The 24,390-nt window shown below is 63.8% G+C and carries 23 protein-coding genes; 10 read left to right on the forward strand and 13 right to left on the reverse strand.

The window, feature by feature from the left end:
* Position 1 precedes the first annotated feature (1 nt).
* The 3 genes from NCS67_RS12240 to garL form a co-directional block, all read right to left on the reverse strand.
* Positions 2–1,336, reverse strand: coding sequence for an MFS transporter (locus NCS67_RS12240; protein ID WP_502801854.1), 1,335 nt, complete (start codon positions 1,334–1,336; stop codon positions 2–4).
* A gap of 265 nt (positions 1,337–1,601) precedes the next feature.
* Positions 1,602–2,612 carry a 2-hydroxy-3-oxopropionate reductase gene (locus NCS67_RS12245; protein WP_268811673.1) on the reverse strand — a complete coding sequence of 337 codons (1,011 nt, stop codon included), beginning with the start codon at positions 2,610–2,612 and terminating at the stop codon, positions 1,602–1,604.
* Positions 2,546–3,331 (reverse strand): 2-dehydro-3-deoxyglucarate aldolase, encoded by a 786-nt coding sequence (gene garL / locus NCS67_RS12250; protein ID WP_175979608.1) that lies wholly within the window; start codon positions 3,329–3,331, stop codon positions 2,546–2,548. Before garL ends, NCS67_RS12245 begins: the two co-directional genes overlap by 67 nt.
* Positions 3,332–3,712: 381 nt before the next feature.
* Between garL and NCS67_RS12255 the strand changes: the two genes are divergently transcribed.
* Together NCS67_RS12255 and chrA are read left to right on the forward strand one after the other, a co-directional pair.
* The gene (locus tag NCS67_RS12255; RefSeq protein WP_239295474.1) at positions 3,713–4,414 is read left to right on the forward strand and encodes a FadR/GntR family transcriptional regulator; all 702 of its coding nucleotides are present in this window, start codon (positions 3,713–3,715) and stop codon (positions 4,412–4,414) included.
* 280 nt (positions 4,415–4,694) lie between these two features.
* Positions 4,695–5,900 carry a chromate efflux transporter gene (chrA, locus tag NCS67_RS12260; RefSeq protein ID WP_175979610.1) on the forward strand — a complete coding sequence of 402 codons (1,206 nt, stop codon included), beginning with the start codon at positions 4,695–4,697 and terminating at the stop codon, positions 5,898–5,900.
* A 62-nt stretch (positions 5,901–5,962) separates the two neighbouring features.
* Here the strand turns inward: chrA and glmS are convergent, their stop codons facing one another.
* The 5 genes from glmS to NCS67_RS12285 form a co-directional block, all read right to left on the reverse strand.
* The gene (glmS, locus tag NCS67_RS12265; RefSeq protein WP_034473249.1) at positions 5,963–7,780 is read right to left on the reverse strand and encodes a glutamine--fructose-6-phosphate transaminase (isomerizing); all 1,818 of its coding nucleotides are present in this window, start codon (positions 7,778–7,780) and stop codon (positions 5,963–5,965) included.
* An 82-nt stretch (positions 7,781–7,862) separates the two neighbouring features.
* Positions 7,863–9,224 (reverse strand): bifunctional UDP-N-acetylglucosamine diphosphorylase/glucosamine-1-phosphate N-acetyltransferase GlmU, encoded by a 1,362-nt coding sequence (gene glmU, locus NCS67_RS12270; protein ID WP_008352645.1) that lies wholly within the window; start codon positions 9,222–9,224, stop codon positions 7,863–7,865.
* Between the two features lie 96 nt (positions 9,225–9,320).
* Positions 9,321–10,292: a tRNA 2-thiocytidine(32) synthetase TtcA gene (gene ttcA / locus NCS67_RS12275; protein ID WP_175979612.1), complete on the reverse strand. Its 972-nt coding sequence runs from the start codon at positions 10,290–10,292 to the stop codon at positions 9,321–9,323.
* Positions 10,289–10,690 (reverse strand): dihydroneopterin aldolase, encoded by a 402-nt coding sequence (locus tag NCS67_RS12280; RefSeq protein WP_008352641.1) that lies wholly within the window; start codon positions 10,688–10,690, stop codon positions 10,289–10,291. Before NCS67_RS12280 ends, ttcA begins: the two co-directional genes overlap by 4 nt.
* Before the next feature lie 27 nt (positions 10,691–10,717).
* On the reverse strand, positions 10,718–11,560 hold the full coding sequence (locus NCS67_RS12285) for an SDR family oxidoreductase (protein WP_250435300.1): 843 nt from the start codon (positions 11,558–11,560) through the stop codon (positions 10,718–10,720).
* A gap of 13 nt (positions 11,561–11,573) precedes the next feature.
* On the opposite strand from NCS67_RS12285, the gene NCS67_RS12290 reads away from it, so the two are divergent.
* Together NCS67_RS12290 and NCS67_RS12295 are read left to right on the forward strand one after the other, a co-directional pair.
* Positions 11,574–12,779 carry a class I SAM-dependent methyltransferase gene (locus NCS67_RS12290; RefSeq protein ID WP_250435302.1) on the forward strand — a complete coding sequence of 402 codons (1,206 nt, stop codon included), beginning with the start codon at positions 11,574–11,576 and terminating at the stop codon, positions 12,777–12,779.
* A 10-nt stretch (positions 12,780–12,789) separates the two neighbouring features.
* Positions 12,790–12,984, forward strand: coding sequence for a DUF2905 domain-containing protein (locus tag NCS67_RS12295; protein ID WP_008352638.1), 195 nt, complete (start codon positions 12,790–12,792; stop codon positions 12,982–12,984).
* A gap of 740 nt (positions 12,985–13,724) precedes the next feature.
* Here NCS67_RS12295 and NCS67_RS12300 read toward each other — a convergent pair.
* The 4 genes from NCS67_RS12300 to NCS67_RS12315 all read right to left on the reverse strand — a co-directional run bounded on the left by NCS67_RS12300 (position 13,725) and on the right by NCS67_RS12315 (position 18,641).
* Positions 13,725–14,960: a multifunctional CCA addition/repair protein gene (locus NCS67_RS12300; protein ID WP_008352637.1), complete on the reverse strand. Its 1,236-nt coding sequence runs from the start codon at positions 14,958–14,960 to the stop codon at positions 13,725–13,727.
* Positions 14,957–15,577, reverse strand: coding sequence for a glutathione S-transferase family protein (locus NCS67_RS12305; RefSeq protein ID WP_008352636.1), 621 nt, complete (start codon positions 15,575–15,577; stop codon positions 14,957–14,959). The genes NCS67_RS12300 and NCS67_RS12305 overlap by 4 nt, the downstream gene beginning before the upstream one ends.
* Before the next feature lie 18 nt (positions 15,578–15,595).
* A complete protein-coding gene (locus NCS67_RS12310) occupies positions 15,596–16,552 on the reverse strand; it encodes a complex I NDUFA9 subunit family protein (RefSeq protein WP_008352635.1) in 957 nt (318 codons plus the stop codon).
* 121 nt (positions 16,553–16,673) lie between these two features.
* On the reverse strand, positions 16,674–18,641 hold the full coding sequence (locus NCS67_RS12315; protein ID WP_250435304.1) for a lytic transglycosylase domain-containing protein: 1,968 nt from the start codon (positions 18,639–18,641) through the stop codon (positions 16,674–16,676).
* A 19-nt stretch (positions 18,642–18,660) separates the two neighbouring features.
* Between NCS67_RS12315 and NCS67_RS12320 the strand changes: the two genes are divergently transcribed.
* Entirely contained in the window at positions 18,661–19,290 is a 630-nt protein-coding gene (locus tag NCS67_RS12320) for a 5-formyltetrahydrofolate cyclo-ligase (protein WP_250435305.1), read from the forward strand.
* Here the strand turns inward: NCS67_RS12320 and NCS67_RS12325 are convergent.
* On the reverse strand, positions 19,287–19,799 hold the full coding sequence (locus NCS67_RS12325) for a winged helix DNA-binding protein (RefSeq protein WP_008352632.1): 513 nt from the start codon (positions 19,797–19,799) through the stop codon (positions 19,287–19,289). The two genes, NCS67_RS12320 and NCS67_RS12325, sit on opposite strands and share 4 nt — an antisense overlap.
* A 182-nt stretch (positions 19,800–19,981) precedes the next feature.
* On the opposite strand from NCS67_RS12325, the gene pxpB reads away from it, so the two are divergent.
* The 5 genes from pxpB to NCS67_RS12350 all read left to right on the forward strand — a co-directional run bounded on the left by pxpB (position 19,982) and on the right by NCS67_RS12350 (position 24,276).
* Complete coding sequence (gene pxpB / locus NCS67_RS12330; RefSeq protein WP_008352630.1) at positions 19,982–20,635, forward strand: 5-oxoprolinase subunit PxpB; 654 nt, start codon at positions 19,982–19,984, stop codon at positions 20,633–20,635.
* On the forward strand, positions 20,632–21,672 hold the full coding sequence (locus NCS67_RS12335; protein ID WP_008352628.1) for a 5-oxoprolinase subunit C family protein: 1,041 nt from the start codon (positions 20,632–20,634) through the stop codon (positions 21,670–21,672). The genes pxpB and NCS67_RS12335 overlap by 4 nt, the downstream gene beginning before the upstream one ends.
* Positions 21,673–21,744: 72 nt before the next feature.
* Positions 21,745–22,494, forward strand: coding sequence for a 5-oxoprolinase subunit PxpA (gene pxpA / locus NCS67_RS12340; RefSeq protein ID WP_008352625.1), 750 nt, complete (start codon positions 21,745–21,747; stop codon positions 22,492–22,494).
* A 109-nt stretch (positions 22,495–22,603) separates the two neighbouring features.
* Positions 22,604–23,323: a DUF969 domain-containing protein gene (locus NCS67_RS12345; RefSeq protein ID WP_008352624.1), complete on the forward strand. Its 720-nt coding sequence runs from the start codon at positions 22,604–22,606 to the stop codon at positions 23,321–23,323.
* Complete coding sequence (locus NCS67_RS12350; RefSeq protein WP_175979618.1) at positions 23,320–24,276, forward strand: DUF979 domain-containing protein; 957 nt, start codon at positions 23,320–23,322, stop codon at positions 24,274–24,276. Before NCS67_RS12345 ends, NCS67_RS12350 begins: the two co-directional genes overlap by 4 nt.
* Positions 24,277–24,390: the final 114 nt, after the last annotated feature.

Raw genomic sequence — 24,390 nt, forward strand, 5'->3', positions numbered from 1 at the left:
TTCAGTGCGCGCCTTGATGCGCGACGTGGCCGTCCGGCGTGCGATCCGAGCGGCGGTTGCGCGTGAAGAAGACCGCGACCGCCGCGATCAGCGATGCGACGCCGAGGCCGTACAAGCCGCCCGACACCGAGCCCGTATGTTGTTGAAGATAGCCGAAGGTCGCAGGCGCGAAGAAACCGCCGAGATTGCCGACCGAGTTGATGAGCGCGAGCACGCCAGCCGCGACGCGCGCATCGAGATAGCCTTGCGGAATCGGCCAGAACAGCGACGACGCCGCCTTGAAGCCGATCGCGGAGAAGCAGATGGCGACGAACGACAGCACCGCGTTGCCGGTCGTCGATGCGAACAGGCCACATGCCGCGATCACGAGCGCCACGGCGACCCACGCCTGCTGGAAGCGCCAGCGCGCGGAGAGCAGCGCGAAGCAGTACATCGCGACGATCGCGATCATCCACGGAATCGTGTTGTAGAGGCCGACCTGGAAATCGGTGAGGCCGCCCATCTTGCGGATGATCGTCGGCAGCCAGAAGGTTGCGGCGTAAATCGTGAGCTGAATCGCGAAATACATGAAGCAGAACAGCACGATCTGCGGATCTTTCAGCAGCTTGATCGCGGGAATGTGGCCGCCGGTGGCCGCTTCGCGTTCCGCCTGTTCGGATGCGATCGCGTTTTGCAGCGCGCGTTGCTCGTCGACGGAGAGCCAGTGAGCATCGCTGATGCGCGATTTCAGCAGCATCCAGCTCACGCCGCACAGGATGACGGAGAACCCGCCTTCGATCAGAAACATCCACTGCCAGCCGTGCAGGCCGAGACCGCGAATCGACAGCAGACCGCCCGTGATCGGGCCGGACAGAATCGATGCGAACGCCGAGCCGCCGAGGAAAATCGCGATCGCCTTGCCGCGTTCCTTCTGCGGCAGCCATTGCGTGAAGTAATAGATGACGCCCGGGAAGAATCCCGCTTCCGCGACGCCCAGGAGAAAGCGCAGCACGTAGAACGACGTTTCGTTCTGCACGAAGGCCATCATCGCCGCGACGACGCCCCACGTACCCATGATGCGCGTGAGCCACGCGCGCGCGCCGTACTTCTGCATCAGCACGTTGGACGGCACTTCGAACAGCGCATAGCCGATGAAAAACAGACCGCTGCCGAGACCGTACGCCGCCGCGCCGATGCCGAGATCGGTCTGCAAATGCGAGCTCACGAAACCGACGTTCACGCGATCGATGTAGTTCGCGATGAACATGATGAGGAACAAGGGCAGCACATGGCGCTTGACCTTGGCGCTGGCCGATTCGAGCAGATCGGCGGCTGGCGTGGCGGGAATCGTCTTCAAGGGATGTCTCCGGATCGCGTCTCGTGGTACGTTGTCTGATGACATTGTATGGCGAGATGCTTTCGGGGCCAATCGCGTGTTTACCCTTTCTCGGCTCTAGGCTTGTCATATATGGCTTACACGCCTGCGGACACGGAGCGCATGTGCGGACGCTGGCCTTTTAAACTAGGACGTCTGACAACTGCAGAAGCACAAAACCGGTTGCGAAAACGACACTGCCGGCGCGAGGCCGGCAGTGTTCAACGAAGACGGGAAAGGCTGACGCTTACTTCTTGTCCTGCCCGATCTCGTGATTCGCCATGATCTCGAGCGCGCGGACCATGCCCGAGTGATCCCACGCCTTGCCGCCGTGCGCGGCGCACGCATTGAACAACTGCATGCACGTCGACGTGTTCGGCAGCGCGACGCCGAGCGATTGCGCCGTCGCGAGCGCCAGATTCAAATCCTTCTGATGCAGCTCGATACGGAAGCCCGGATTGAACGTGCGCTTCGTCATGCGCTCGCCGTGCACTTCGAGAATGCGCGACGACGCGAAGCCGCCCATCAGCGCGGTGCGAACCTTTTCGGCATCGACGCCGGCCTTCGATGCGAGCAAGAGCGCTTCGCCGACCGCCTCGATGGTCGCGGCGACGATCACCTGATTCGCGACCTTGCAGACCTGTCCCGCGCCGACTTCGCCGATCAGCGAGATGTTCTTGCCCATCAGGTCGAAGAGCGGCTTGACCTTGTCGAACGTGGCTTGCGCGCCGCCGACCATGATCGTCAGCGACGCGGCCTTCGCGCCGACTTCGCCGCCGGAGACGGGCGCGTCGAGATAATCCGCGCCCTTCTCGCGCACTTTCGCCGCGAATTCGCGCGTGGCGATCGGCGAAATCGAGCTCATGTCGACGACGATCTGACCGCTCTTCAGCTTGCTCGCGACGCCGTTCTCGCCGAACAGCACGCGTTCGACGTCCGGCGTGTCCGGCACCATGATGAAGATGACGTCGGCCTGCTCCGCGACGGCCGCGGGCGAATCACAGGCCGTGGCGCCCGCGCCGGTCAGATCGGCGGGCACGCCGCTGCGCGTGAATGCCGCGAGCTGGACGCCGCCCTTGAGAAGATTGGCCGCCATGGGATTGCCCATGATGCCCAGTCCGATGAAGCCTGCCTTTTGCATGTATCGCTCCTTGATGTCGATTTTCGATGCCGGTTTGTCGAGCGCGACGCTCAGTCCGGGATGAAATGTTTGCGCACGCCCTGCGCCGCGTTTCTGAGCATCCCCAGATCCGCGCACACGGCGACGAATGTGCTGCCCATTGCCAGATAGCGCTCGGCGTCTTCCTGCACGGGCGCGAGAATGCCGCTCGGCTTGCCGGCCGCGTGCGCGCGCTCGAACACATGTGCGATGACCGCCTGCACGTCCGGATGGTTCGCTTGGCCGATGTGACCGTACGATGCCGCGAGATCCGACGGTCCGACGAACAGCGCGTCGACGCCTTCGACCGCGATGATCTCGTCGATCGCTTCGACCGCCGCGCGGCTCTCGATCTGCACCGCGACGCTGATATTGTCGTTCGCGACCTGGAAGTAGTTCGGAACCGTGCCGTAGCGATTGCCGCGATGCCCGACCGACACGCCGCGGATGCCCTGAGGAGGATAACGCGTCGCGGCGACGGCGCGCTCGGCATCGGCGGCGCTGTCGACGAACGGAATCAGGAAATTGACGACACCGCCGTCGAGCAGCTTCTTGATCGCGACGGGATCGTTGGCCTGCGGGCGCACGACAGGCGCGCTCGGGCTGTCTTTCAGCGCCATCAATTGCGGGATGAGCGTGAGCGCGTCGTTCGGCGCGTGCTCGGCGTCGAGCAGCATCCAGTCGAATCCGACCACGCCGACGAGTTCGGTGACGATCGGACTCGCCAGCGACATCCAGCATCCGATCAGCCGCTTGCGCTCGCGCAGCGACGTTCGGAATGTATTGGGCAGCGGTTGATATGGTGACGAAGACGGCATGATGCCTCCCTGTGACGACGGCGATCTGATTGGAAAGCGGCAAGTCCGAACTCACGTGGTTATCGGACGTCTTAACACAGGGTACTGTGGAAACGCGGGAAAACGACAGCGGCGTAAACCCTGCATTCCTTTAGTTTAAGAGATTTCTGCTAAGAATCGTCTAATTCTACTTATACGATGTCTTATATCAATTCGCAGGACATGCGGGCTGCGTCGAATTGACGAAGCGTTCCCCACGCAGGAAGATGCGTCGTCGGACATCCCCACGCGCGAGGCTTATCGCGCCATGCGCGTCGACCGATCCTAAGCGAAGCCAAGACGTCCGACAACGGGCGTAAACGCCGCGCTTCCCAGAACAATATCCATCAGCAGCGAATCACCATGGCCAGTCTCACCGATAAAGTCGTCGCAACTCTGATCGAGGATATCGAACGCGGCGTTCTCCGTCCCGGCGACAAGATCCCGACCGAAGCCGCGCTGATGAAGCAACTGTCGGTGAGCCGGTCCGTGGTGCGCGAGGCGGTGTCGCGCTTGCAGGCGGCGAACGTCGTGGAAACGCGGCACGGCGTCGGCACGTTCATCCGCTCGCCCGAGGAACGCGAATCGGTGCGTCTCGCGGATGCCGACCTGTCGAACTTGCTGGACATCATGGCGATCATCGAATTTCGCATCGATCTCGAAGGCGCCGCCGCCGCGCTCGCCGCCGGCAGGCGCACCGACGCGCATCTGAAGCAGATCGCCGCCGCGCTCAAGCGCTTCGAGGAGCAACTCGCGAACGGAAGTACGGACGTGCTGCAACACGACGTCGAGTTTCACTTGCAGATCGCGCGGGCGAGCGGGAATCGCTATTTCCACGACGTGCTTAGTCAGATGGGACGCGGCGTCAGTCCGCGCACGCGGCTGGGCAAGGCCGAAATCGCGGAGCTGGATCAGATCGAACGTCTGCGCTGTGTGCTGAGCGAGCACAAGGCGATCTATCAGGCGATCGTGCGTCAGGACCCGGACGATGCCCGCGCCGCGATGCGCATGCATCTGAGCAACAGCCGCGAACGGTTGAGACACGCGCATGGCGCTGCCGCCTGAATGAGCGCCGATGTTTTGGGCAGTGCCGCCACGTTGTCTGAGTAAACAAAAGAGTTCGTATGTATACGTGGTAGTAGTTAACAAGCTCGCCGCAAATCGGTGGATAACTGGCAATGCGCTTTTTACGTCAGAGGTTTACCGCGCCGACAACTCCGGTATGGCGGGCGTGGTTTCGGCCTGAACTCGGGACAACTTTCGCGTCGTTTCGACGGACGTCGAGTTGTTCAGAAAGCGCCAACAGTTAACGCGACGATGTGCCAACAAGGTTGTCCACAGGACGATGGCTTTGCATGAACCGAAGTCCGCGCGCGGAACGCCGTTCGAAGTGTTCGCGACGTTTCTCAAACTCGGCCTGACATCGTTCGGCGGACCGGTCGCGCACATCGGCTACTTTCGCGCTGAATTCGTCGAACGCCGGAAATGGCTCGACGACACGAGCTTCACCGATCTCGTCGCGCTATGTCAGTTCCTTCCGGGGCCGGCGAGCAGCCAGGTCGGAATCGCGATCGGCTTCGCGCGCGCGGGATGGATCGGCGCGCTGGCGGCATGGACCGGCTTCACGTTGCCGTCCGCGATTGCGCTGATTCTCTTCGCCCTCGGCCTGGCGCACTCGGCGCAGCTGATTCACTCCGGAATCGTGCACGGTCTCAAGCTCGCGGCGGTCGCCATCGTCGCGCAAGCGGTGTGGGGCATGAAGACGTCGCTGTGTCCGGACCGGTTGCGGGCCGGCATCGCCGTGGCCGCCGCGTTGATCGCGCTGACCGTGCCGTCGGCCGCCGGGCAATTGGGCGCCATCGCGTTCGGCGGAATCATCGGCTGGCGGATGTTGACGCTGACGCATCTGGCGTCGGCGAAGCATCGGCGATATGGCATCGGCAGAACGCAGGGCGCGATGCTGCTCGCGGTTTTTTTCGTGCTGCTCGCTTTGCTGCCGGGCGTCGCCGGTTGGACCGGCGCGAACTGGCTCGCGATGGCGTCGGTGTTTTACCGGTCGGGCTCGCTCGTTTTCGGCGGCGGGCACGTCGTGTTGCCGCTGCTTCAGGCGAGCGTCGTGCCGAACGGATGGGTGCCCAACGATGTTTTTCTCGCCGGATATGGCGCGGCCCAAGCCGTGCCGGGGCCGCTCTTTACCTTCGCCGCGTTTCTGGGCGCGGTGATGCCCGCGCCGCTCGGCGGATGGATCGGCGGTTTCGCGATGCTCGTCGCCATGTTCCTGCCCGCGTTCCTGCTCGTGCTCGGCGCACTGCCGTTCTGGGAGACGTTGCGTCAGCGGGACGCGATACAGCGCGCGATGGGCGGCGTGAACGCGGCGGTCGTCGGCATTCTCGGCGCGGCGCTGTACGACCCGGTCTGGACGAGCGCCGTGCATTCGCGTGCGGATGTCGCGCTGGCGTTGGCCGCGTTCGGTTTGCTCGTCGTGGGGCGCGTGTCTCCGGTGATCGTCGTGGCGCTGACCGCGATCGGCGGATGGGTGATCGGCGCGTGAAAATGAAAAAGGTCCGCGACATGCGCGGACCTCTTTATTCTTTTTCAGCCGATCAACCGACCTTATTCCACCGTCACCGACTTAGCCAGATTGCGCGGCTTGTCGACATCCGTCCCGCGCGCACACGCCGTGTGATACGCGAGCAACTGCAGCGGCACGACGTGCAGGATCGGCGACAACGCGCCGTAATGCTCCGGCATGCGGATCACATGGATGCCGTCCTCGCTGACGATGCGCGTATCGGCATCCGCGAACACGTACAGTTCGCCGCCGCGCGCGCGCACTTCCTGCATGTTCGACTTCAGCTTTTCGAGCAGCGCGTCGTTCGGCGCGACGGTCACGACCGGCATCGCCTCGGTGACGAGCGCGAGCGGCCCGTGCTTCAGCTCGCCCGCCGGATACGCTTCAGCGTGGATGTACGAAATTTCCTTGAGCTTCAACGCGCCTTCGAGTGCGATCGGATAATGCAGGCCGCGGCCGAGGAACAGCGCATTCTCCTTGCGCGCGAACTCTTCCGACCACGCGATGATCTGCGGCTCCAGCGCGAGCACGCTGTTCAGCGCAGCCGGCAAGTGGCGCAGTTGCGTGAAGTACGCCGCTTCGCGCTTCGCGTCGACGTGACCGCGCATCTTCGCGAGCGTCACCGCGAGCACGAAGAGACCGACGAGCTGCGTCGTGAACGCCTTCGTCGATGCCACGCCGATTTCGGTGCCCGCGTGCGTCAGGAATGCGAGTTCGGTCTGGCGCACCATCGCGCTCGTCGCGACGTTGCACACGGCGAGCGTGTGCTTGTGGCCGAGCGACTGCGCGTGCTTGAGCGCGGCGAGCGTGTCGGCGGTTTCGCCCGATTGCGAAATCACGACGACCAGCGCCTTTGGATTCGGCACCGATTCGCGATAACGATATTCGCTCGCGATCTCGACCTGCGTCGGAATCTTCGCGATCGATTCGAGCCAGTATTTCGCCGTCACGCCCGAGTAGTAGCTCGTGCCGCACGCGAGAATGAGAATGCTGTCGACCTGCGAGAACGCGTCGCGCGCCGCTTCACCGAAGAGGCTCGGGCTGAACTCGTCGGCTTGCGGAATCGTGTCGGTGATCGCGCGCGGCTGCTCGAAGATTTCCTTTTGCATGAAATGGCGATACGGCCCGAGCTCGACCGCGCCGCCGTACGCCGTCACCACGCGCACTTCGCGCTCGGCGGGTACACCTTCGCGATCGACGATCTTCACGCCTTCGAGACCGATCTCGACAACATCGCCTTCTTCGAGGAACGCGAAGCGGTCCGTGCTGCCGGCGAGCGCGAGCGCATCGGAAGCCAGGAAGTTTTCGCCCTCGCCCACGCCGACGACGAGCGGCGAACCCTGACGCGCGCCGACGACCGTATGCGGCTGATTCCGGTGCATCACCGCGATCGCATACGCGCCGTGCAGTTGCTTCACGGCCTCGCGCACGGTTTGAAAGAGATCGCCGCGATACATGCTGTGAATCAGATGCGCGATGACTTCGGTGTCGGTCTGCGACACGAACTCGTAGCCCTTGCCCTTCAGCATTTCGCGCAGCGACTCGTAGTTCTCGATGATGCCGTTGTGCACGAGCGCGACGGTATCGCGCGAGAAGATCGGATGCGCGTTGTCGGTGACGGGCGCGCCGTGCGTGGCCCAGCGCGTGTGCGCGATGCCGGTCATGCCGCCGAGGTTCGTCTCGCGCACTTGCGCGTCGAGATCGGATACGCGCGCGACGCTGCGCGCGCGGCGCGGCTCGCCGTTGCTCAGAACGGCCACGCCGCACGAGTCGTAGCCGCGATATTCGAGCCGGCGCAGACCTTCGACCAGCACCGAGACGATGTTACGTTGCGCTACCGCGCCGACAATTCCGCACATGGACGTTCTTCCTCTGAGACTTGCATTCGAAAGCGCGATGCACGATGCGCCGCGCGCGTTGGGCTGAATCTGACGTACAGCCTTACGACTTCTTCTTGACCGGGCGCACGTAGCCCGTCTTGCTCACTTGCGACTTCTCATTGAGCACCAGCTCGCCTTCGCCAACGTCCTTCCATACTGTCGTGCCGGCCGCGATCGTCACGCCGCGGCCCACGCGCACCGGCGCGACCAGTTGCGTATCCGAGCCGACGAACACGTCGTCCTCGATCACCGTGCGATGCTTGTTCGCGCCGTCGTAATTACAGGTGATGGTGCCCGCGCCGATGTTCACGCGCGCGCCGACATCCGAATCGCCGATATAGCTGAGATGGTTCGCCTTCGAGCCGCGCCCGAACACCGCGTTCTTCACTTCGACGAAGTTGCCGACATGCGCTTCATCGCCGAGCGTCGCGCCCGGACGCAGCCGCGCGTACGGACCGAGCACGACGTTCGCGCCCGTCTTGCCGCCTTCGATGTGCGTGTACGCATCGATTCGCGTGCCCGCGCCGATGGTCGCGTCGCGGATCACGCAGTTCGGGCCGATCGTCACGTTGTCGGCGAGCGTCACGCGTCCTTCGAAGACGCAATTCACGTCGATCGACACATCCGCGCCGCATTCGAGCGTGCCGCGCACGTCGATGCGCGCCGGGTCCATCAGCGTCACGCCCGCATCGAGCAGCGCGTTCGCGACGTTGCGCTGATGGATGCGCTCCAGCTCCGCGAGCTGGATCTTGCTATTCACGCCGAGCGTTTCCCATTCGGCGTCCGGCTGCGCGGTGACGACTTCGACGCCCGCTTCGATCGCGCGCTCGACGACGTCCGTCAGATAGAACTCGCCCTGCGCGTTGTTGTTCTTCAGCGACGCGAGCCACGATTCGAGCGTGCGCGTCGGCGTGATGACGATCCCCGTATTGATTTCCGCGATGCGCCGTTCCTCCTCGCTCGCATCCTTTTGCTCGACGATCTTCTTCACCTTGCCGGCGGCGTCGCGCACGATGCGCCCGTAGCCCGTCGGATCGCCCACGTTCACGGTCAGGACGCCGTAGCGCTCCGCGCCCGCGGCGGCGATCAGACGTTCGAGCGTGCTCGCACGCGTGAGCGGCACGTCGCCGTACAGCACGAGCGTCGGAACCGATGGATCGAGCAGCGGCAGCGCCTGCTGCACGGCGTGTCCCGTGCCGAGTTGTTTGTCCTGCAGAGCGAACTGGACGTCCGGCGCGCCGACGGCCTCGCGAACCTTGTCCGCGCCATGTCCGACGACGACGACGAGCCGCGTCGGCGACAGCGTGCGCGCCGTATCGATGACGTGCGCGAGCAGCGGTTTGCCCGCCAATGGATGAAGCACTTTCGGCAGGGCGGAGCGCATGCGCTTGCCCATGCCGGCAGCCAGAATCACGATGTTCATCGCTGAAAGCCTTGCTGGTATGACGAGCCGCCAATTTATCACGCGGCTCTTTGGCGCAATGCGGCGAAACCCACGCTGCGCCTTATTGGATAAAGGTTACAGGTCGTCGAACTGCACAATTGAAACCGTGCCGGACGTTCCTGACGGTTCGGTCGCACACGGTTCCTCGTCGAACGCGATATCGCCTTGCGGATCGGCCTCGCCCGTCGCGCGCAATCCGGCGAACGGGAAAAGTTTGCTGTCCATCAGATGCGACGGCACCACGTTCGACAGCGCGTTGAACATGTTTTCCACGCGCCCCGGAAAACGCTTGTCCCATTCTCGGACCAGCGCCTTCATTTCCGCGCGCTTCAGATTCGGCTGGCTGCCGCACAGATTGCACGGAATGATCGGGAATTCGCGCAGTTCGGCGTATTTTTCGAGATCGACTTCCTTCACGTACGCGAGCGGACGAATGACGATGTTCTTGCCGTCATCGGATTGCAGCTTGGGCGGCATGCCCTTCAGCTTGCCGCCGTAGAACAGGTTGAGCAGCAGCGTCTGCAGGATGTCGTCGCGATGATGTCCGAGCGCGATCTTCGTCGCGCCGAGCTCGCCCGCGACTCGATACAAAATGCCCCGGCGCAGTCGCGAGCAGAGCGAACATGTCGTCTTGCCTTCCGGCACGAGCCGCTTGACGATGCTGTACGTGTCCTGATTCTCGATATGAAACGGAATGTCGAGCTTGCTCAGATATTCCGGCAGCACGTGTTCCGGAAAGCCCGGCTGCTTCTGATCGAGATTGACGGCGACGATCTCGAAGTTGATCGGCGCGCGCTCGCGCAGGCGCATGAGGATGTCGAGCATCGCGTAGCTGTCCTTGCCGCCGGACAGGCACACCATGACCTTGTCGCCTTCCTCGATCATGTTGAAGTCGCCGATCGCCTCGCCGACCTGGCGCGCGATGCGCTTGAACAGCTTGTTGTTCTCGTACGCTTCCTTTTGCTGGCGCTTCGTCAGCGCCTCGCGCACCGGCTTTTGCGCTTCTGCGGTTTCGGCTGCGGCTTCGATCGTGTCGCGCGCGTTCATGCTCGTTCCTCTTTGATGCGGAAGACTTCGACGCCGACCGCGTCGCAATCGGGATAGACGTCGGGCTTTTCCGTCGACACGGCCACGGCGCGCACGTTCGGATGCGCGAGCAGCGCGGCCGCGACGTCGTCGCACAGCGTTTCCTGCAAATGGATGTGTCCGCGCTTCACGCGCTCGGCGATGGTCGAGCGCATGAAATCGTAGTCGACGACTTCGGCGAGCTTGTCGGCGACGGGCGTCGACAGCGCGAGCGGCACGTACAGCTCGACGTTGATGACGACACGTTGCTCGCCGCGCTTTTCGAAGTCATGCACACCGATGTTGATGCGAACTTCGTAGTTACGCAGAAAAAGCCGCCGGCAATCGGTCAGCCGGGGATGCGAAAGTGCGGCAAGCATGTTGGTTCCAATATTCAGTGGCGCGTTTCAGGACTTTTGCGCGCCGATCATGTACATGACGTCGCGCGGACTCGGCACGAGATGCTGGCCGCCGTCGACGACGAGCGTCGTGCCGGTCACGCCGTGCGCGTTCGCGAGATAACACGCGGCCTGCGCGACGTCGTCGACCGTCGATGCGCGGTTGAGCGGCGTCACGCGATGCGCCGTCTCGAACGACGCGGGCGTCTGGCCGGCGGAAATCAGCGTCAGACCGGGCGCGAGGCCGACGACGCGCAGTTTCGGACCCAGCGCCTGCGCGAGCGCGATGGTGGCGTTTTCGAGCGCCGCCTTCGTCAGCGTGTACGACAGGTAGTCCGGGTTCATGTTGTACAGCTTCTGATCCAGCACGTTGATGACGACGCCGCGTTGCGCGTCATCGACGGTTGCGGCCTCGGGCGTGATCTCGTGCAGCATGCGCGCGAGCGTGAGCGGCGCCGCGACGTTGACGGCGGTCATCTCGAGCAGCTTCGCGTAGCCGAAGTCGATGGCCGTATCTTCGTCGAAACGCGACGCGCAGTTCACCACGCAGTTCAGACCGCCGAACGCTTCGGCGCACGCCGGCACGAGCCGTTCTACCTCGGCCTCGACGGCGAGATCCGCTTTCAGTGCAACCGCGCGGCGCCCGAGCGACTCGATATCCGCGACGGTTTCGCGCGCTTCATGCGCCGAGTGGCCGTAATGCACGGCCACATCCCAGCCTTGCCGCGCGAATTCGAGCGCGACGCCGCGCCCGATGCGTTTCGCCGCGCCGGTCACGAGCACGGCGCGCGCACGCGAAACGGAACCGGATGACGACGTGTTGACGGAAGAAAACGGCGTGGAAGCGCTCATTTACAATACTGGGATGAATCCGAATGCCAGACAATCCGATAGTTTACCTGCTCCGGGCGCCGACGCGCTCGCGCAGTCCGAAGCGCTCACCGACCTGATCCGCGGGCGCATTGTCGCGGCGGGCGGCTGGTTGCCGTTCGACCGCTATATGGACCTCGCGCTGTACGCGCCCGGCCTCGGCTATTACGGCGGCGGAGCAATGAAATTCGGCCGCCGCGCGGAAGACGGCAGCGATTTCGTCACCGCGCCGGAACTGTCCCCGCTTTTCGCGACGACGCTCGCGCGGCCCGTCGCGCAGGCGTTGCTACAGAGCGACACTCGGCAATTGATGGAATTCGGCGCGGGCACCGGCAGGCTCGCGGCGGGCTTGATGAACGCGCTCGCCGAACTCGATGTGGCCTTCGACAGCTACACGATCGTCGATCTTTCGGGCGAGTTGCGCGAACGTCAGCGCGAGACCATCGAGAAGGACGCGCCGGCGCTCGCCGCGAAGGTGAAATGGCTCGACGCGCTGCCCGATGCGTTCGAGGGCGTCGTGATCGGCAACGAAGTGCTCGACGCGATGCCTGTGCGTCTGGTCGTGCGCAAGCTCGGCGCGTGGCACGAGCGTGGCGTCGTGGCGCTGAACGACCGCTTTGCCTTCGATGACCGGCCGATCGCGCCGGACGCGCAGGTCGAACTGATCGATGCCGCCATCGATGAAGCCAACGACGAGCCTTTTGCCGAATATGTGACGGAGACGCACGAGGCCGCGCTCGCGTTCACGAAGACCGTCTGCACGATGCTTGTGCGCGGTGCGGCATTTTTCATCGACTATGGTTTTCCGCGACGCGAGTTCTATCACGCGCAGCGCGCGGCGGGCACGCTGATGTGTCACTACCGGCATCGCGCGCATTCGGATCCGTTTCTGTATCCGGGATTGCAGGACATCACGGCGCATGTCGAGTTTACGGGCATCGCGGAAGCAGGCGTCGAAGCGGGTGCGGATTTGCTCGGATTTACGTCGCAGGCGCGGTTTCTGATGAATGCCGGCATCACCGATGTGCTCAGCGATCTCGATCCCGCTGATGTGAAGCGCTTTTTGCCTGCTGCGAATGCCGTGCAGAAGCTGCTTTCGGAGGCGGAAATGGGCGAGTTGTTCAAGGTGATCGCGTTTTCGCGCGGCATTCCCGGAATGCTGGATGCGTTTTCGGCCGGCGATCGGTCTCATACGCTATGAGTAAGCGATCATGATCCGCTGGCTGCTCACTACGTTTATCGCGCTCGCGATTCTTTCGGGGTCGCTGCCGTGGCTCAAGAAGATCGGCATCGGGAGGCTTCCCGGAGATTTCACGCTGCGGATATTTGGGCGGGAATATTCGTTTCCCTTTATGTCGACGCTGCTGTTGTCGGTTTTGTTGTCGTTGATTGCGCGGGCGCTTTGAGGGTTTTTTGCTTTTGCTTTTGCTTCTGCTTTCGTTTTCGCCGGATCCCGTTTTCGCGTCGGTCTATTAGCACTGCCCCTGTGCGGGGCGGCACTCACTTTCTTTGCTGCTGCAAAGAAAGTAAGCAAAGAAAGCAGCTACTGACACGCCCGCGGTCACACGCAATTTGGGTAGTCCTCTCGTCCATCGTGGGCTGCCTAACGAGTGCCCTCATAGGCCCCATCGGGCTTGGCTCGCGCACGGTCTGCCACCTCGCACCACACACCAAACTGGTTCAGCACCAAACAGCTCCGGCCCGCTTCGCGGCCGACCGGTGAATCGGGTCTGCGTGTGCTTCGCTACTAACGTCTTAATCTCGCTGCACTTGCCGCACGTTGGTTTCCCTTGCATACCGGGCGGCAGCGCGTAGCGCTGTGCCGAAGCTCTTTCGAGCTGAACCAGCGTTCTCAACGGTTTCGGGCGGCGGACCGTGCGCGATCCAAGCCCGGTTATTGTGATGAGGGCACTCTTTAGGCGAGTGCCGCCTGTGACGAGAGAACTACCCAAATTGCGTGTGACCGCGGGCCTGAAGAGCTGCTTTCTTTGCCTACTTTCTTTGCAGCAGCAAAGAAAGTAGGTGCCGCCCCGCACAGGGGCAACGCTAATAGACCGACACGAACACGGGATCCGGCGAAAACAAAAAAACTAACGAACCGCAGGACAAAGCAAAACAAAACAAAACAAAGCAAAACAAGAAGCCGTCAAACCCCCAAAGCGCCTTTCACCGCCGCGACCCGCGCATCATGCACGGCATCCTTGATCTTGGAAGGATTAGAAGCAAACGCCTGCGCAACGGCCCCGGCATCGACCGCACGAGCCGCAACCAACGCCTCCCGCAAACGCTCAGCCTGCGGATAAGCCTGCTGCTCCAACCCAAGCCGCCCACGCGCATCCGCGACACAAGCCTGTAGCGCTTCAGCAAACCGCGCAGGCTTGCGTATCGCATCCGATCGCTCGAACAGCCTGACGAGCGCCGCCGCGCCCATCTCCATCACGCGATGAATATTCCCGTGCTCACGCGCGACGAGCATCGCCAGATCGCGGCATTCGTTCGGCACGCGCAAGCGCTCGCACAAAGGCCGCAAGAGGTCGACGCTGCGTCCCTCATGGCCGATATGCCGCGGCAAAACATGTTCCGGCGTCGTCGCCTTGCCAAGATCGTGCGTCAGCGCCGCGAAGCGCACCGGCAATGCGAATCCCTGCGACGCCGCGTAGTCGAGCACCATCATCACGTGCACGCCGGTATCCACTTCCGGGTGATAGTCCGCGCGCTGCGGCACGCCCCACAACGCATCCACCTCCGGCAGAATCCGCGCGAGCGCGCCGCATCCGCGCAGCACGTCGAACATGCGCGACGGCTTCTTTTCCATCAGCCCGCGCGACACTTCCTGCCACACACGCTCGGCGACGAGCGCATCGACTTCGCCCGCCGCGACCATCCGCTTCATCAGCTCGGCGGTTTCGGGCGCGACATCGAAATCCGCGAAACGCGCCGCAAAACGCGCGAGTCGCAGAATACGCACCGGATCCTCGATGAACGCATCGCCGACATGCCTGAACAACTTGTTCTTCAGATCGCTCTGCCCGTCGAACGGATCGATCACCGGACCGGTCAGCTCGCCCGCCGGCGTGACTTCGCGCGCCATCGCGTTGATCGTGAGATCGCGGCGCGCGAGATCTTCCTCGAGCGTCACATCCGGCGAATAGTAGAACTGGAAGCCGTGATAACCCGCCGCCGTCTTGCGCTCCGTGCGCGCGAGCGCGTATTCCTCGTGCGTCTGCGGATGCAAAAACACCGGAAAGTCCTTGCCGACCGGCCGATAACCCTGCGCCACCATCTGCTCCGGCGTCGCGCCGACGACGACATAATCGCGATCCACCACCGGCACGCCGAGTAATTCGTCGCGGATCGCGCCGCCGACTGCGTAGATGTTCATCGCGCTTCCTCGCGCGCGCCGTCGATCCACGCCGCGACCGCGGGCAGCGCCGTCACGCGCTTCGCATAATCGAGCGACGTCGCGCTCAGTTCAGGCGCGTAGGTGTTGAAGCGCATGACGACCGGCGCGAACATCGCGTCCGCGATACCGAACTCGCCGAACAAAAACGGCCCGCCCGATTTCGCCAGGCACTCCGCCCAGATCGCCTCGATGCGCGCGATGTTCGCGAGCGCGCCCGGCGTCGCGCCCGCGCCCGGCGCGCGCGTCGTGATTTCCATCGGCATGTTCTCGCGCAAGTCCGCGAAACCCGCGTGCATTTCCGCGCTGATGCTGCGGGCGCGCGCGCGGAGAGCCGCATCGCGTGGCCACATCGCGTGTTCGGGATGCGCCTCGGCGATCGTTTCGACGATCGCGAGCGACTCCCACACGGAATCGCCCGCATCGGTGATGAGGCACGGCACCTTGCCGGACGGCGACACTTCGAGAATCTTCGCTTTCGTGTCGGGCTGGCCGAGGCGGATCAGCGTCTCTTCGAACGGGATGCCGAAATGTTTGAGCAGCACCCACGGGCGCATCGACCAGGAAGAATTGAACTTGTCACCGATAACGAGTTTCATGCGATCACAAAAAGAAGATTAACGATGCGCGGTTGCGCGATATCCGTTGAAGCGCGAGCGCGGCGAGTTGCCGCTCAGATACAGCGGCGCGATGGTCTCGATGCTCGCCGGCTCGTCGATGCCCAGTTCCGGCGCAAGCGGCCCGCTCGCGATGCTCGGCGTCTTCATCGAATCGAGATTGTCGCGCGAGATGACGGGCTGGCCGGGCGCCATTTCCATCGTCATCGCCTGCAGGCGGCCGAGGCTCTCCGGCAGCTTGATGATGCGCGAATGCTTGCCGATGGTCGCGCCCGCGAAACGCACCAGTTCCGCGAGCGTGTAGACGCTCGGCCCGGCGAGCTCGTAGACATGGCCATTGGCGGCGTCGAGATCGAGCACGTTGACCATCGCCTTCGCCACGTCGCCGACGAAGACCGGCTGAAACTGCGCATCGGCACAAGCGAGCGGAATCACCGGGAACATGCGTTCCAGAAACGCAAACTGATTCAGCAGATTGTCCTCCGGACCGAACACGACGGAACTGCGAAAGACCGTCCAGTCGAGTCCGGATTCTCGGACGATCTTTTCGCCGTCGCCCTTCGAACGCAGATACATGCTCGGGCCCGCCGGATCGGCGCCGATCGCGCTCATATGCAACAGACGCCGCACGCCCTTCGCCTCGCACGCGGCGGCGATCTTGCGCGGCAGTTCGACATGCGCTTTCGCGAACTCCGGCCCGTACGGATCGTCGCGCCGTCCCTGAAGAATGCCGACGAGATTGATCACGGCATCGCTCTGATCGATGAACGCGGCGAGTTGCACGGGATCGTGCACATCGGTCTCGATGACATCGACGGGCAACAGCGTGAGATGCGCGGCGTTCGAGCGCCGTCGCGTCGCGACGCGCACGTTCTTGCCGAGATCGACGAGCGCATTGACGAGATGGCTGCCGATGAATCCCGAACCGCCGATCAACGCTATATGTTGGTGTCGCATAGTTCGCCTCTTGGGTCGCGGCCTGACGAATGCGGCTTCAGTTCAGAACGCCGGCGCAGAAATGAAAACGCCCGCGCGTCCTGTCGTTCGACGCGCGGGCGTGAAGCTTCGTTTCAGACGGTCAGGGTGCGATGTAGCCCAGACGCGCCTTCAACGACTGCGGACGGCCTTCGAACAGCGCCGCGTAATAGACGGTGTTCGACAGCACGTTCTTCACGTAATCGCGAGTCTCGGTGAAAGGGATCGTTTCAGCAAAAACCGCGCCCTCGACGGGTGCGCGCAAGTCCTGACGCCACTGCTTCGGCCGGCCCGGCCCCGCGTTGTAGCCAGCGGTCGCGAGCACGGGCGAGTTATCGAATTGATTGTAGATCATCGACAGGTAATTCGTGCCGAGCAGGATATTGGTGTTGATGTCGTTCATCTGCGCGCGCGACACCGTGCCGAGACCGATCTTCTTCGCGACGAGTTGCGCCGTGCCCGGCATCAGTTGCATCAGGCCGCCCGCGCCGACTTCCGACCGCGCGTTGATGATGAAACGCGATTCCTGACGGATCAGCCCGTACGCCCATTCGATGTCGAGATTGGTGTCCTTCGCGTCGCGCTCGACGATATCGCGGAACGGCGACAGATAGCGCAGCGTGAAATCGTGCTCGGCTTTCGTCTTGTCGGCGGTGTTGACCGTGCGGTCGAACATCTCGATGCGCTTCGCATACTGCGCGGCGGCGAGCAGTTGACGATCCGTCATCGTGCGCAGCGGCCAGTTCCATTCGCGGTTGCCTTCGAGCCGCATGTTCAGCGCGTAGAAACGCTGCGACAGCGCGAAGCCCGGCACCGATTGCATCTGCTCGATCTCGGCGTCGGACACCGTGGTGCGCGGCGGCACCGTGATCTTCTGACCGAGCTCTTCGAGCGCGAGCTGGCCGTAGAAGTTGTATTGATCGGCGATGCTCTGGAATTCCTGATTCGCCGTGGCCGTATCGCCGGCCTGCTTCACGGCGCGCGCGTGCCAGTAGACCCACGACGGCTGCGCGCGCAGTGTGGGCGGCATCTGTTCGATGGACCAACGCACCATGTTCCAGTCGCCGATGAGGAGCGCGCTGCGCGTGCGCCATTCGTACGCCGGGTTGGACAATTGCGCGTTCGCCGACAGCCGATACCAGTCGGCCGCCGACGGCATGCGCTTGATCGCCGCCTGATAGCCGATCGTGCCCCAGCCGGTCGCGCGCTCCGCGGGCGTGAGACTCGGCGCGACGGAACTGAACGTGGCGGCGGCCATCGCCGGATCGTTGCGGGCGAGGCGCGTGACCGCGAGCAGCGTCAGCTGATGCGCCGGCGTGTTGGGCATCACGCCGCGCGCGAGATAGAGCGGCGGCTTGTTGACGGCGTCGTCGAAGAGCGAATCCTTCGGCTTTTCCTGGCCGAGCGCGTCGACGATATTCGAACCCGTCGACGTGTAGTTCTGCTCGTAGGCAAGGCGGATCTGCTGCCAGACATCGTCGCTCGTGAACTGGCCGGACGCCGCGAGCGCGCCGATCAGATCGACGCAACCGTCGCCATACCATTTCGGCTCGACGAGCAGCGCGCGCGCCGCATCCGCGACGTTCTCGCCGCGCGACAAACGCGCTTCGAGCGCATAGCACTTGACCTGCGTGTCGTCGTTGAGAACGAAACGGGAATACTGCTGCTCGAAGTTCTTCCAGTCGTGACGGCCGCCGAGCACGACGAGATAGTCGTTGCGCAGGCGGTCTGCAATCGCCTGGCCGTCGTAGCGCTGCAGGAACGAGAGCACCGGCGCGTCGGGCGCGTCGAGGCGCGCGTGGCCCTGCGAATCGAAAAGCTGCGGCTTGATCGTGAAGTATTCGATGTAGCTCGGCGCCGGGTAATCCGGAATCTGGGCGGCGAGCATCGCGGCCTTGCCCGCATCGTTCGCGCGCGCGGCATCGCGCAGCTGCAGGAAGACGCGGTCGTCGGACGTGGGGGAGAAATCTGCATCGGGACGGACGGCGGAGGCCGTGCCGCAGGCGACGAGCGTCGCGGCGGCAAGGGCTGCGCCGACCGCGAGATATACTCGGTTGAGGCGTTTTGACATCTTTATTTCTGGAGCGCGAATGGTCTTGAACCGGGTCCTGAGATCGGAGGAAAGCATAGCACGCAACGTTTGCGACGAACCCAAGCGTGAGCCGAAAAGCGCCTTGCGCGCGACCCTTCTCGCGAAGCGCGAGGCGCAACAGGAGCAAGCCGGCCAGGACGCACGAAACGAGGCGCTCGCGATCCGTCTTCAGGAAGTGCTCGCGCGGCACGAAGCGCGCAGCGTCGGGTTCTACTGGCCGGTCGCGGGCGAATTCGACGCGCGCGACGCGCTCACGCGCTGGCTCGCCGCCGACGCCACGCGCAGCGCCGCGCTGCCGGTCGTCGTGAAACCGCACGCGCCGATGGTCTTCCACGCCTGGCGCGCCGACTCGCCGATGAAAGAAGGCCGCTACCGTATTCCGGTGCCCGCTGAAGAGAAAGCCGTGGTGCCCGAACTGCTGCTGATTCCGTGCGTCGGTTTCGATGCGGACCGGTATCGGCTGGGCTACGGCGGCGGCTATTACGACCGCACGCTCGCCGCGTGGCCTAACGGCGCGCGGCCGATGACGATCGGCGTCGCGTACCAATCGGGTCTGTGCGCGACCTTGCCGCGCGAGACGCACGACATGCCGCTCGACGCGATCGTCACCGAATCCGCTGTCTATTAGAGCGAGGCCGCCGCGCGCGCGGCCGTATCGTAAAGGCCGGAGGCGTTGCGCATCAGTTGCGCGGCCTCGCCGATCTGCTCGTTGGTGAGGCCGCTTTCGCGCAGCGTCTCGATCAGGCAGGCTTCGCGCACTTCGCGATACTTGCCGCACAGCTCGCGGCCCGCCGGCGTCGCGGAAAAGAACACTTCCTTACCGGATTTCTCGCTCTGCACATAGCCGCGAGCGACGAGTTTTTTCAGCGCATACGTGGCAACGTGCGTGTCCTCGATGTTCAGCACGAAGCAGATGTCGGCGAGCTTCTTCTTGCGGTCGCGATGGCTCACGTGGTGCAGCAGCGACACTTCCACCGCCGTCATGTCCTTCGCGCCCGCCGCGGACATGCAGCGCACCATCCAGCGATTGAACGCGTTGCCCGCCATGATGAGGCCGTACTCGAACTCCGACAATTCCGCGCTGGCTTCGGAGACGAGATGCTCGGACGAAACGATCTTGGTGGGATGGCGCGGCATGGCGGTGACCGAATTGAAGTGCGTTGGAGTGTAGCGCAACGTCGATTTTGCGAGCGACGGCGCGCCTCGGCGAAAACCTGTATTGATAATTTCTTGATAATTTATTGACAATGTAACATTCTGCGACGGTGCGGCGTTCATCGAATCGACGAATTTCGCGCATCGCAAAGGCAAATTGAGGCATGACAAGACCACGTATTCATTCGCTGGGCGACTCCGCGCTCGTGTGCGAAGCCGCGCCGCCCGCCACGCTCGACTGCCAGCGCCGCATCTGGGCGCTGGCGGAGCACGCGCGCCTGATGCCGCACGTCGTCGAAGTGGTGCCGGGCATGAACAATCTGACGATCGTGTTCGATCCGCTCGAAGCGGACTACGAAACGCTCGCCGCGCAACTCGAAAGCGGCTGGGACGCGGCCGAGACGCCCGACATGGACAGCGCCGAAATCGAGATTCCGGTGCGCTACGGCGGCGCCGACGGCCCCGATCTCGCCGCGCTCGCGCAGCACACGGGCTTGTCCGTCGATGACGTGGTGAAGCGTCATACGCAAACCGAGTACGTCGTGTTCTTCCTCGGCTTCCAGCCGGGCTTCGCGTATCTCGGCGGGCTCGATCCCGCGCTCGCGATGCCGCGCCGCGCCGAACCGCGTCTCGAAGTGCCGGCGGGATCGGTCGGCATCGGCGGGGCGCAGACGGGCATCTATCCGGCGGCGTCGCCGGGCGGCTGGCAATTGCTCGGGCGCACGGAGCTGAAGCTCTTCGATCCGGCCAGAAATCCGCCGACGCTCATGCAGCCCGGCGACCGCGTGCGCTTCAAGGCGCTGGAGGTACGCGCATGATCGACGTGATTCGCGCGGGCGTGCTCACTTCCGTCCAGGATCTCGGCCGGCGCGGCTACCGGCATCTCGGCGTGAGTTCCGGTGGCGCGCTCGACGCGCTGTCGCTGGAAATCGGCAATCGCATCGTCGGTAACAAGGCGGATGCGGCGGGCATCGAGATCACGTTCGGGCCGACCGTGCTGCGCTTCAAGCATGCGACGCGCATTGCCATCACTGGAACCGATTTCGGCGCGACGCTCGACGACGAACCGGTGTATTCGTGGTGGAGCCTGCCGGTGCGCGCGGGCCAGGAGCTGACGCTGCGCGCGGCGAAGCGCGGCATGCGTTGTTATGTGGCGATCGCAGGCGGCATCGACGTTCTGCCGATGCTCGGCTCGCGCTCGACCGATCTCGGCGCGTGCTTCGGCGGCCTCGGCGGACGCGCGCTGCGCGACGGCGATCGCCTGCCGGTCGGCGTGCCGCAGCCGCACAAGGGCATCGCGTTTTCGCCGGAAGAACCCGCGTTCGGCGTGAAAGCGCCCGCGTGGTGCAAGTTCGTGCTCGTCGACGAACCCGTGCGCCGCGGACGCCATTCGCCGAGCCTCGCGTGGGCCGCCCCGATTCGCGTGCTGCGCGGCCCGGAATACGCGAGTTTCAGCGACGCCGCGCAACAGGTTTTCTGGAACGAGGAATGGACGATCACGCCGAACAGCAATCGCATGGGCTTTCGCCTCGCGGGCACGGCGCTGGAGCGGCGCGAAAAGATCGAGCTGCTGTCGCACGCGGTGTTGCCCGGCACGATCCAGGTGCCGCCGAACGGCCAGCCGATCATCCTGATGGGCGACGCGCAGACCACGGGCGGCTATCCGAAGATCGGCGCGGTCATCAAGGCTGATTTGTGGAAGCTCGCGCAGGTGAGGTTGAACGGCGGCGTGCGCTTTATCGAGACGTCGGCGGAAGAGGCGCGTCACGCGCTCGCCGACGAACGGCAATACGTAAGCCAGGTGGAAACGGCGATCGCGATGCACGAGGAACGCATCGCGCGCGCCGGCTCTTAGCAGCAGGGCGAAAGCCGCGCGAACGACGCGGCGCATACATCCAACATCCAACGGAACGAGTGCGAAAACATCATGGAAATCGATCTCAATGCCGATCTCGGCGAAGGTTGCGGCACCGATGAGGCGCTGCTCGATCTCGTGAGTTCCGCGAACATCGCGTGCGGCTGGCATGCGGGCGGCGCCACGGCGATGCGCGATTGCGTGCGCTGGGCCGTCGAGAAAGGCGTCGCCATCGGCGCGCATCCGAGCTTCAACGATCCCGAGAACTTCGGCCGCAAGGAAATGGACCTGCCGCCGGAGGAAATTTACGCGGGCGTGCTGTATCAGCTCGGCGCGCTTTCGGCGATCGCGCAGGCCGAAGGCGGACGCATCGCGCACGTCAAGCCGCACGGCGCGCTGTACAACCAGGCGGCGAGAAGCGCGGAAATCGCCGATGCCATCGTCTCCGCCGTGCACGATTTCGATCCGTCGCTGCTCGTCTTCGGTCTCGCGAACAGCGGGTTCATCGAAGCGGCGCGGCGCGCGGGCTTGATCGCCATCGAAGAAGTGTTCGCCGATCGCGGTTATCGCGCGGACGGCTCGCTCGTGCCGCGCAAGGAGCCGGGCGCGCTGCTCGATGACGAAAACGTCGTGCTCGACCGCACGCTCGCGATGGTGCGCGATCAGCGGGTGCAGGCCGTGTCCGGCGAATGGGTGCCGCTCAACGCGCAGACGATCTGCCTGCACGGCGACGGCGCGCACGCGCTCGAATTCGCGCGGCGCATTCGCGGCGCGCTGGCGGATGCGGGCATCGAAGTCCGCGCCGCGCACGCCGACGCCTGAGCCGTCAACGCAGGTTCGAACGCCCCGCAACGCCGGGGCGTTTTAGCAAGGAAGTAGTGAATCCACGCGCCCGGTACGAGGCGTGACGTCAATATTGTTTGGAGAACTCATGGCAACCCCTGTCAATCTATGGCCGCTCATCGGTGTGGCCGTCATCATCGCGGGCTTCGTGCTGCGCTTCAATCCGATGCTGATCGTCGCGGCCGCGGCGATCATCACCGGCTTCGCGGCGCATTTTCCCATCGAGAAAATCCTGACCGCGATCGGCACCGGCTTTCTCAAGACGCGCAACATTCCGCTCATCATCCTGTTGCCGCTGGCGGTGATCGGTTTGCTCGAACGGCACGGCCTGCGCGAGCGCGCGCAAATGTGGATTTCGAGCATCAAGGCCGCGACAGCCGGGCGTCTGCTGATCGTCTATCTGTTCGTGCGTGAACTCACGGCGGCGGTCGGCCTGACGGGACTCGGCGGCCATCCGCAGATGGTGCGCCCGCTGCTCGCGCCGATGGCCGAAGGCGCCACCGAAGCGCGCTACGGCAAGCTCTCGGATGCGACGCGCTTCAAGCTGCGCGCGTACTCGGCGGCGACCGACAACGTCGGCCTGTTCTTCGGCGAGGACATTTTCGTGGCGTTCGGCGCGATCGTGCTGATGGTCACGTTCCTGAAGGAAGCGGGCATCGTCGTGGAGCCGATGCACGTCGCCGTGTGGGGCATTCCGACGGCAATCTGCGCGTTCCTGATTCACGGTTTCCGTCTGTGGCTCCTGGACCGCAGGCTCGCGCGCGAACTCGACGCGCTCACGCGCAACGTCGCGGGAGAAAAAGCATGACGCTCACGATCAACTATCTGTTCTATCTCGTCGGCATCATTCTGCTGGTCGTCGGCGGGATGATCCTCACGGACAAATCGCATCCGCGGCGTCTGACCGCTGGCGGATTCTGGCTGATCTACGCGTTGATCTTTCTCGTCGGCGACTGGCTTCCGGTGACGGTCGTCGGCGTGCTCGTCGTGGCGATGGCGCTGATCGCGGGTTTCGGCGGCGTCACCGGCGCGAAGCCGAAGATGCTTTCCGAAGACACGCGCCGCCGGAGCGCCGCGCGGCTCGGCAACAAGCTCTTCGTGCCCGCGCTGACGATTCCCGTCGTCACCGTGATCCTCACGCTCGGCGCGAAATACCTCGTGTTCGGCGGCGTGCCGCTGATCGAGCTGAAGAACGTGACGCTGATCGGCTTCGGCATCGGCTGCGTGATCGCGCTGGCCATTGCCTGCGTGATGACGCGCGACACGGTCGGCCAGTCGATGCGCGAAACGCGCCGTCTCATCGATGCGCTGTCGTGGGCTGCCGTGCTGCCGCAGATGCTCGGCATGCTCGGCCTCGTATTCTCGGATGCGGGCGTAGGCAAGGCGGTCGCGCATGTGACGACGGCTTACGTCAACATGGATTACCGGCTCGTCGCGGTGGCGGTGTATGTCCTCGGCATGGCGCTTTTCACGATGGTCATGGGCAACGGCTTCGCCGCGTTTCCGGTCATGACGGGCGGCGTCGGCGTACCGATTCTCGTCGGCGTATTCCACGGCAATCCCGCGACGATGGCCGCGATCGGCATGTTCTCCGGCTACTGCGGCACGCTGATGACGCCGATGGCCGCGAACTTCAACATCGTGCCTGCGGCGCTGCTGGAGTTGCCCGACAAGAACGCGGTCATCAAGGTGCAGGTGCCGACGGCGGTGACGTTGCTAGTCGCGAATATATTCTTGTTGAACTGGCTGATGTTTATTTGAGCGAATATTTTTATGGCGCATCTCGAGTGCGCGAATATTCGAGCGACGTTCGTCAATCAATAAAATTCGATAATCGGTTTAATGAGCGCACTCAGGAAACACCCTGAGTGCGCT

Origin of the sequence: Caballeronia sp. ATUFL_F2_KS9A, from assembly GCF_023630765.1 — a bacterium.
Lineage (GTDB): Bacteria > Pseudomonadota > Gammaproteobacteria > Burkholderiales > Burkholderiaceae > Caballeronia > Caballeronia zhejiangensis.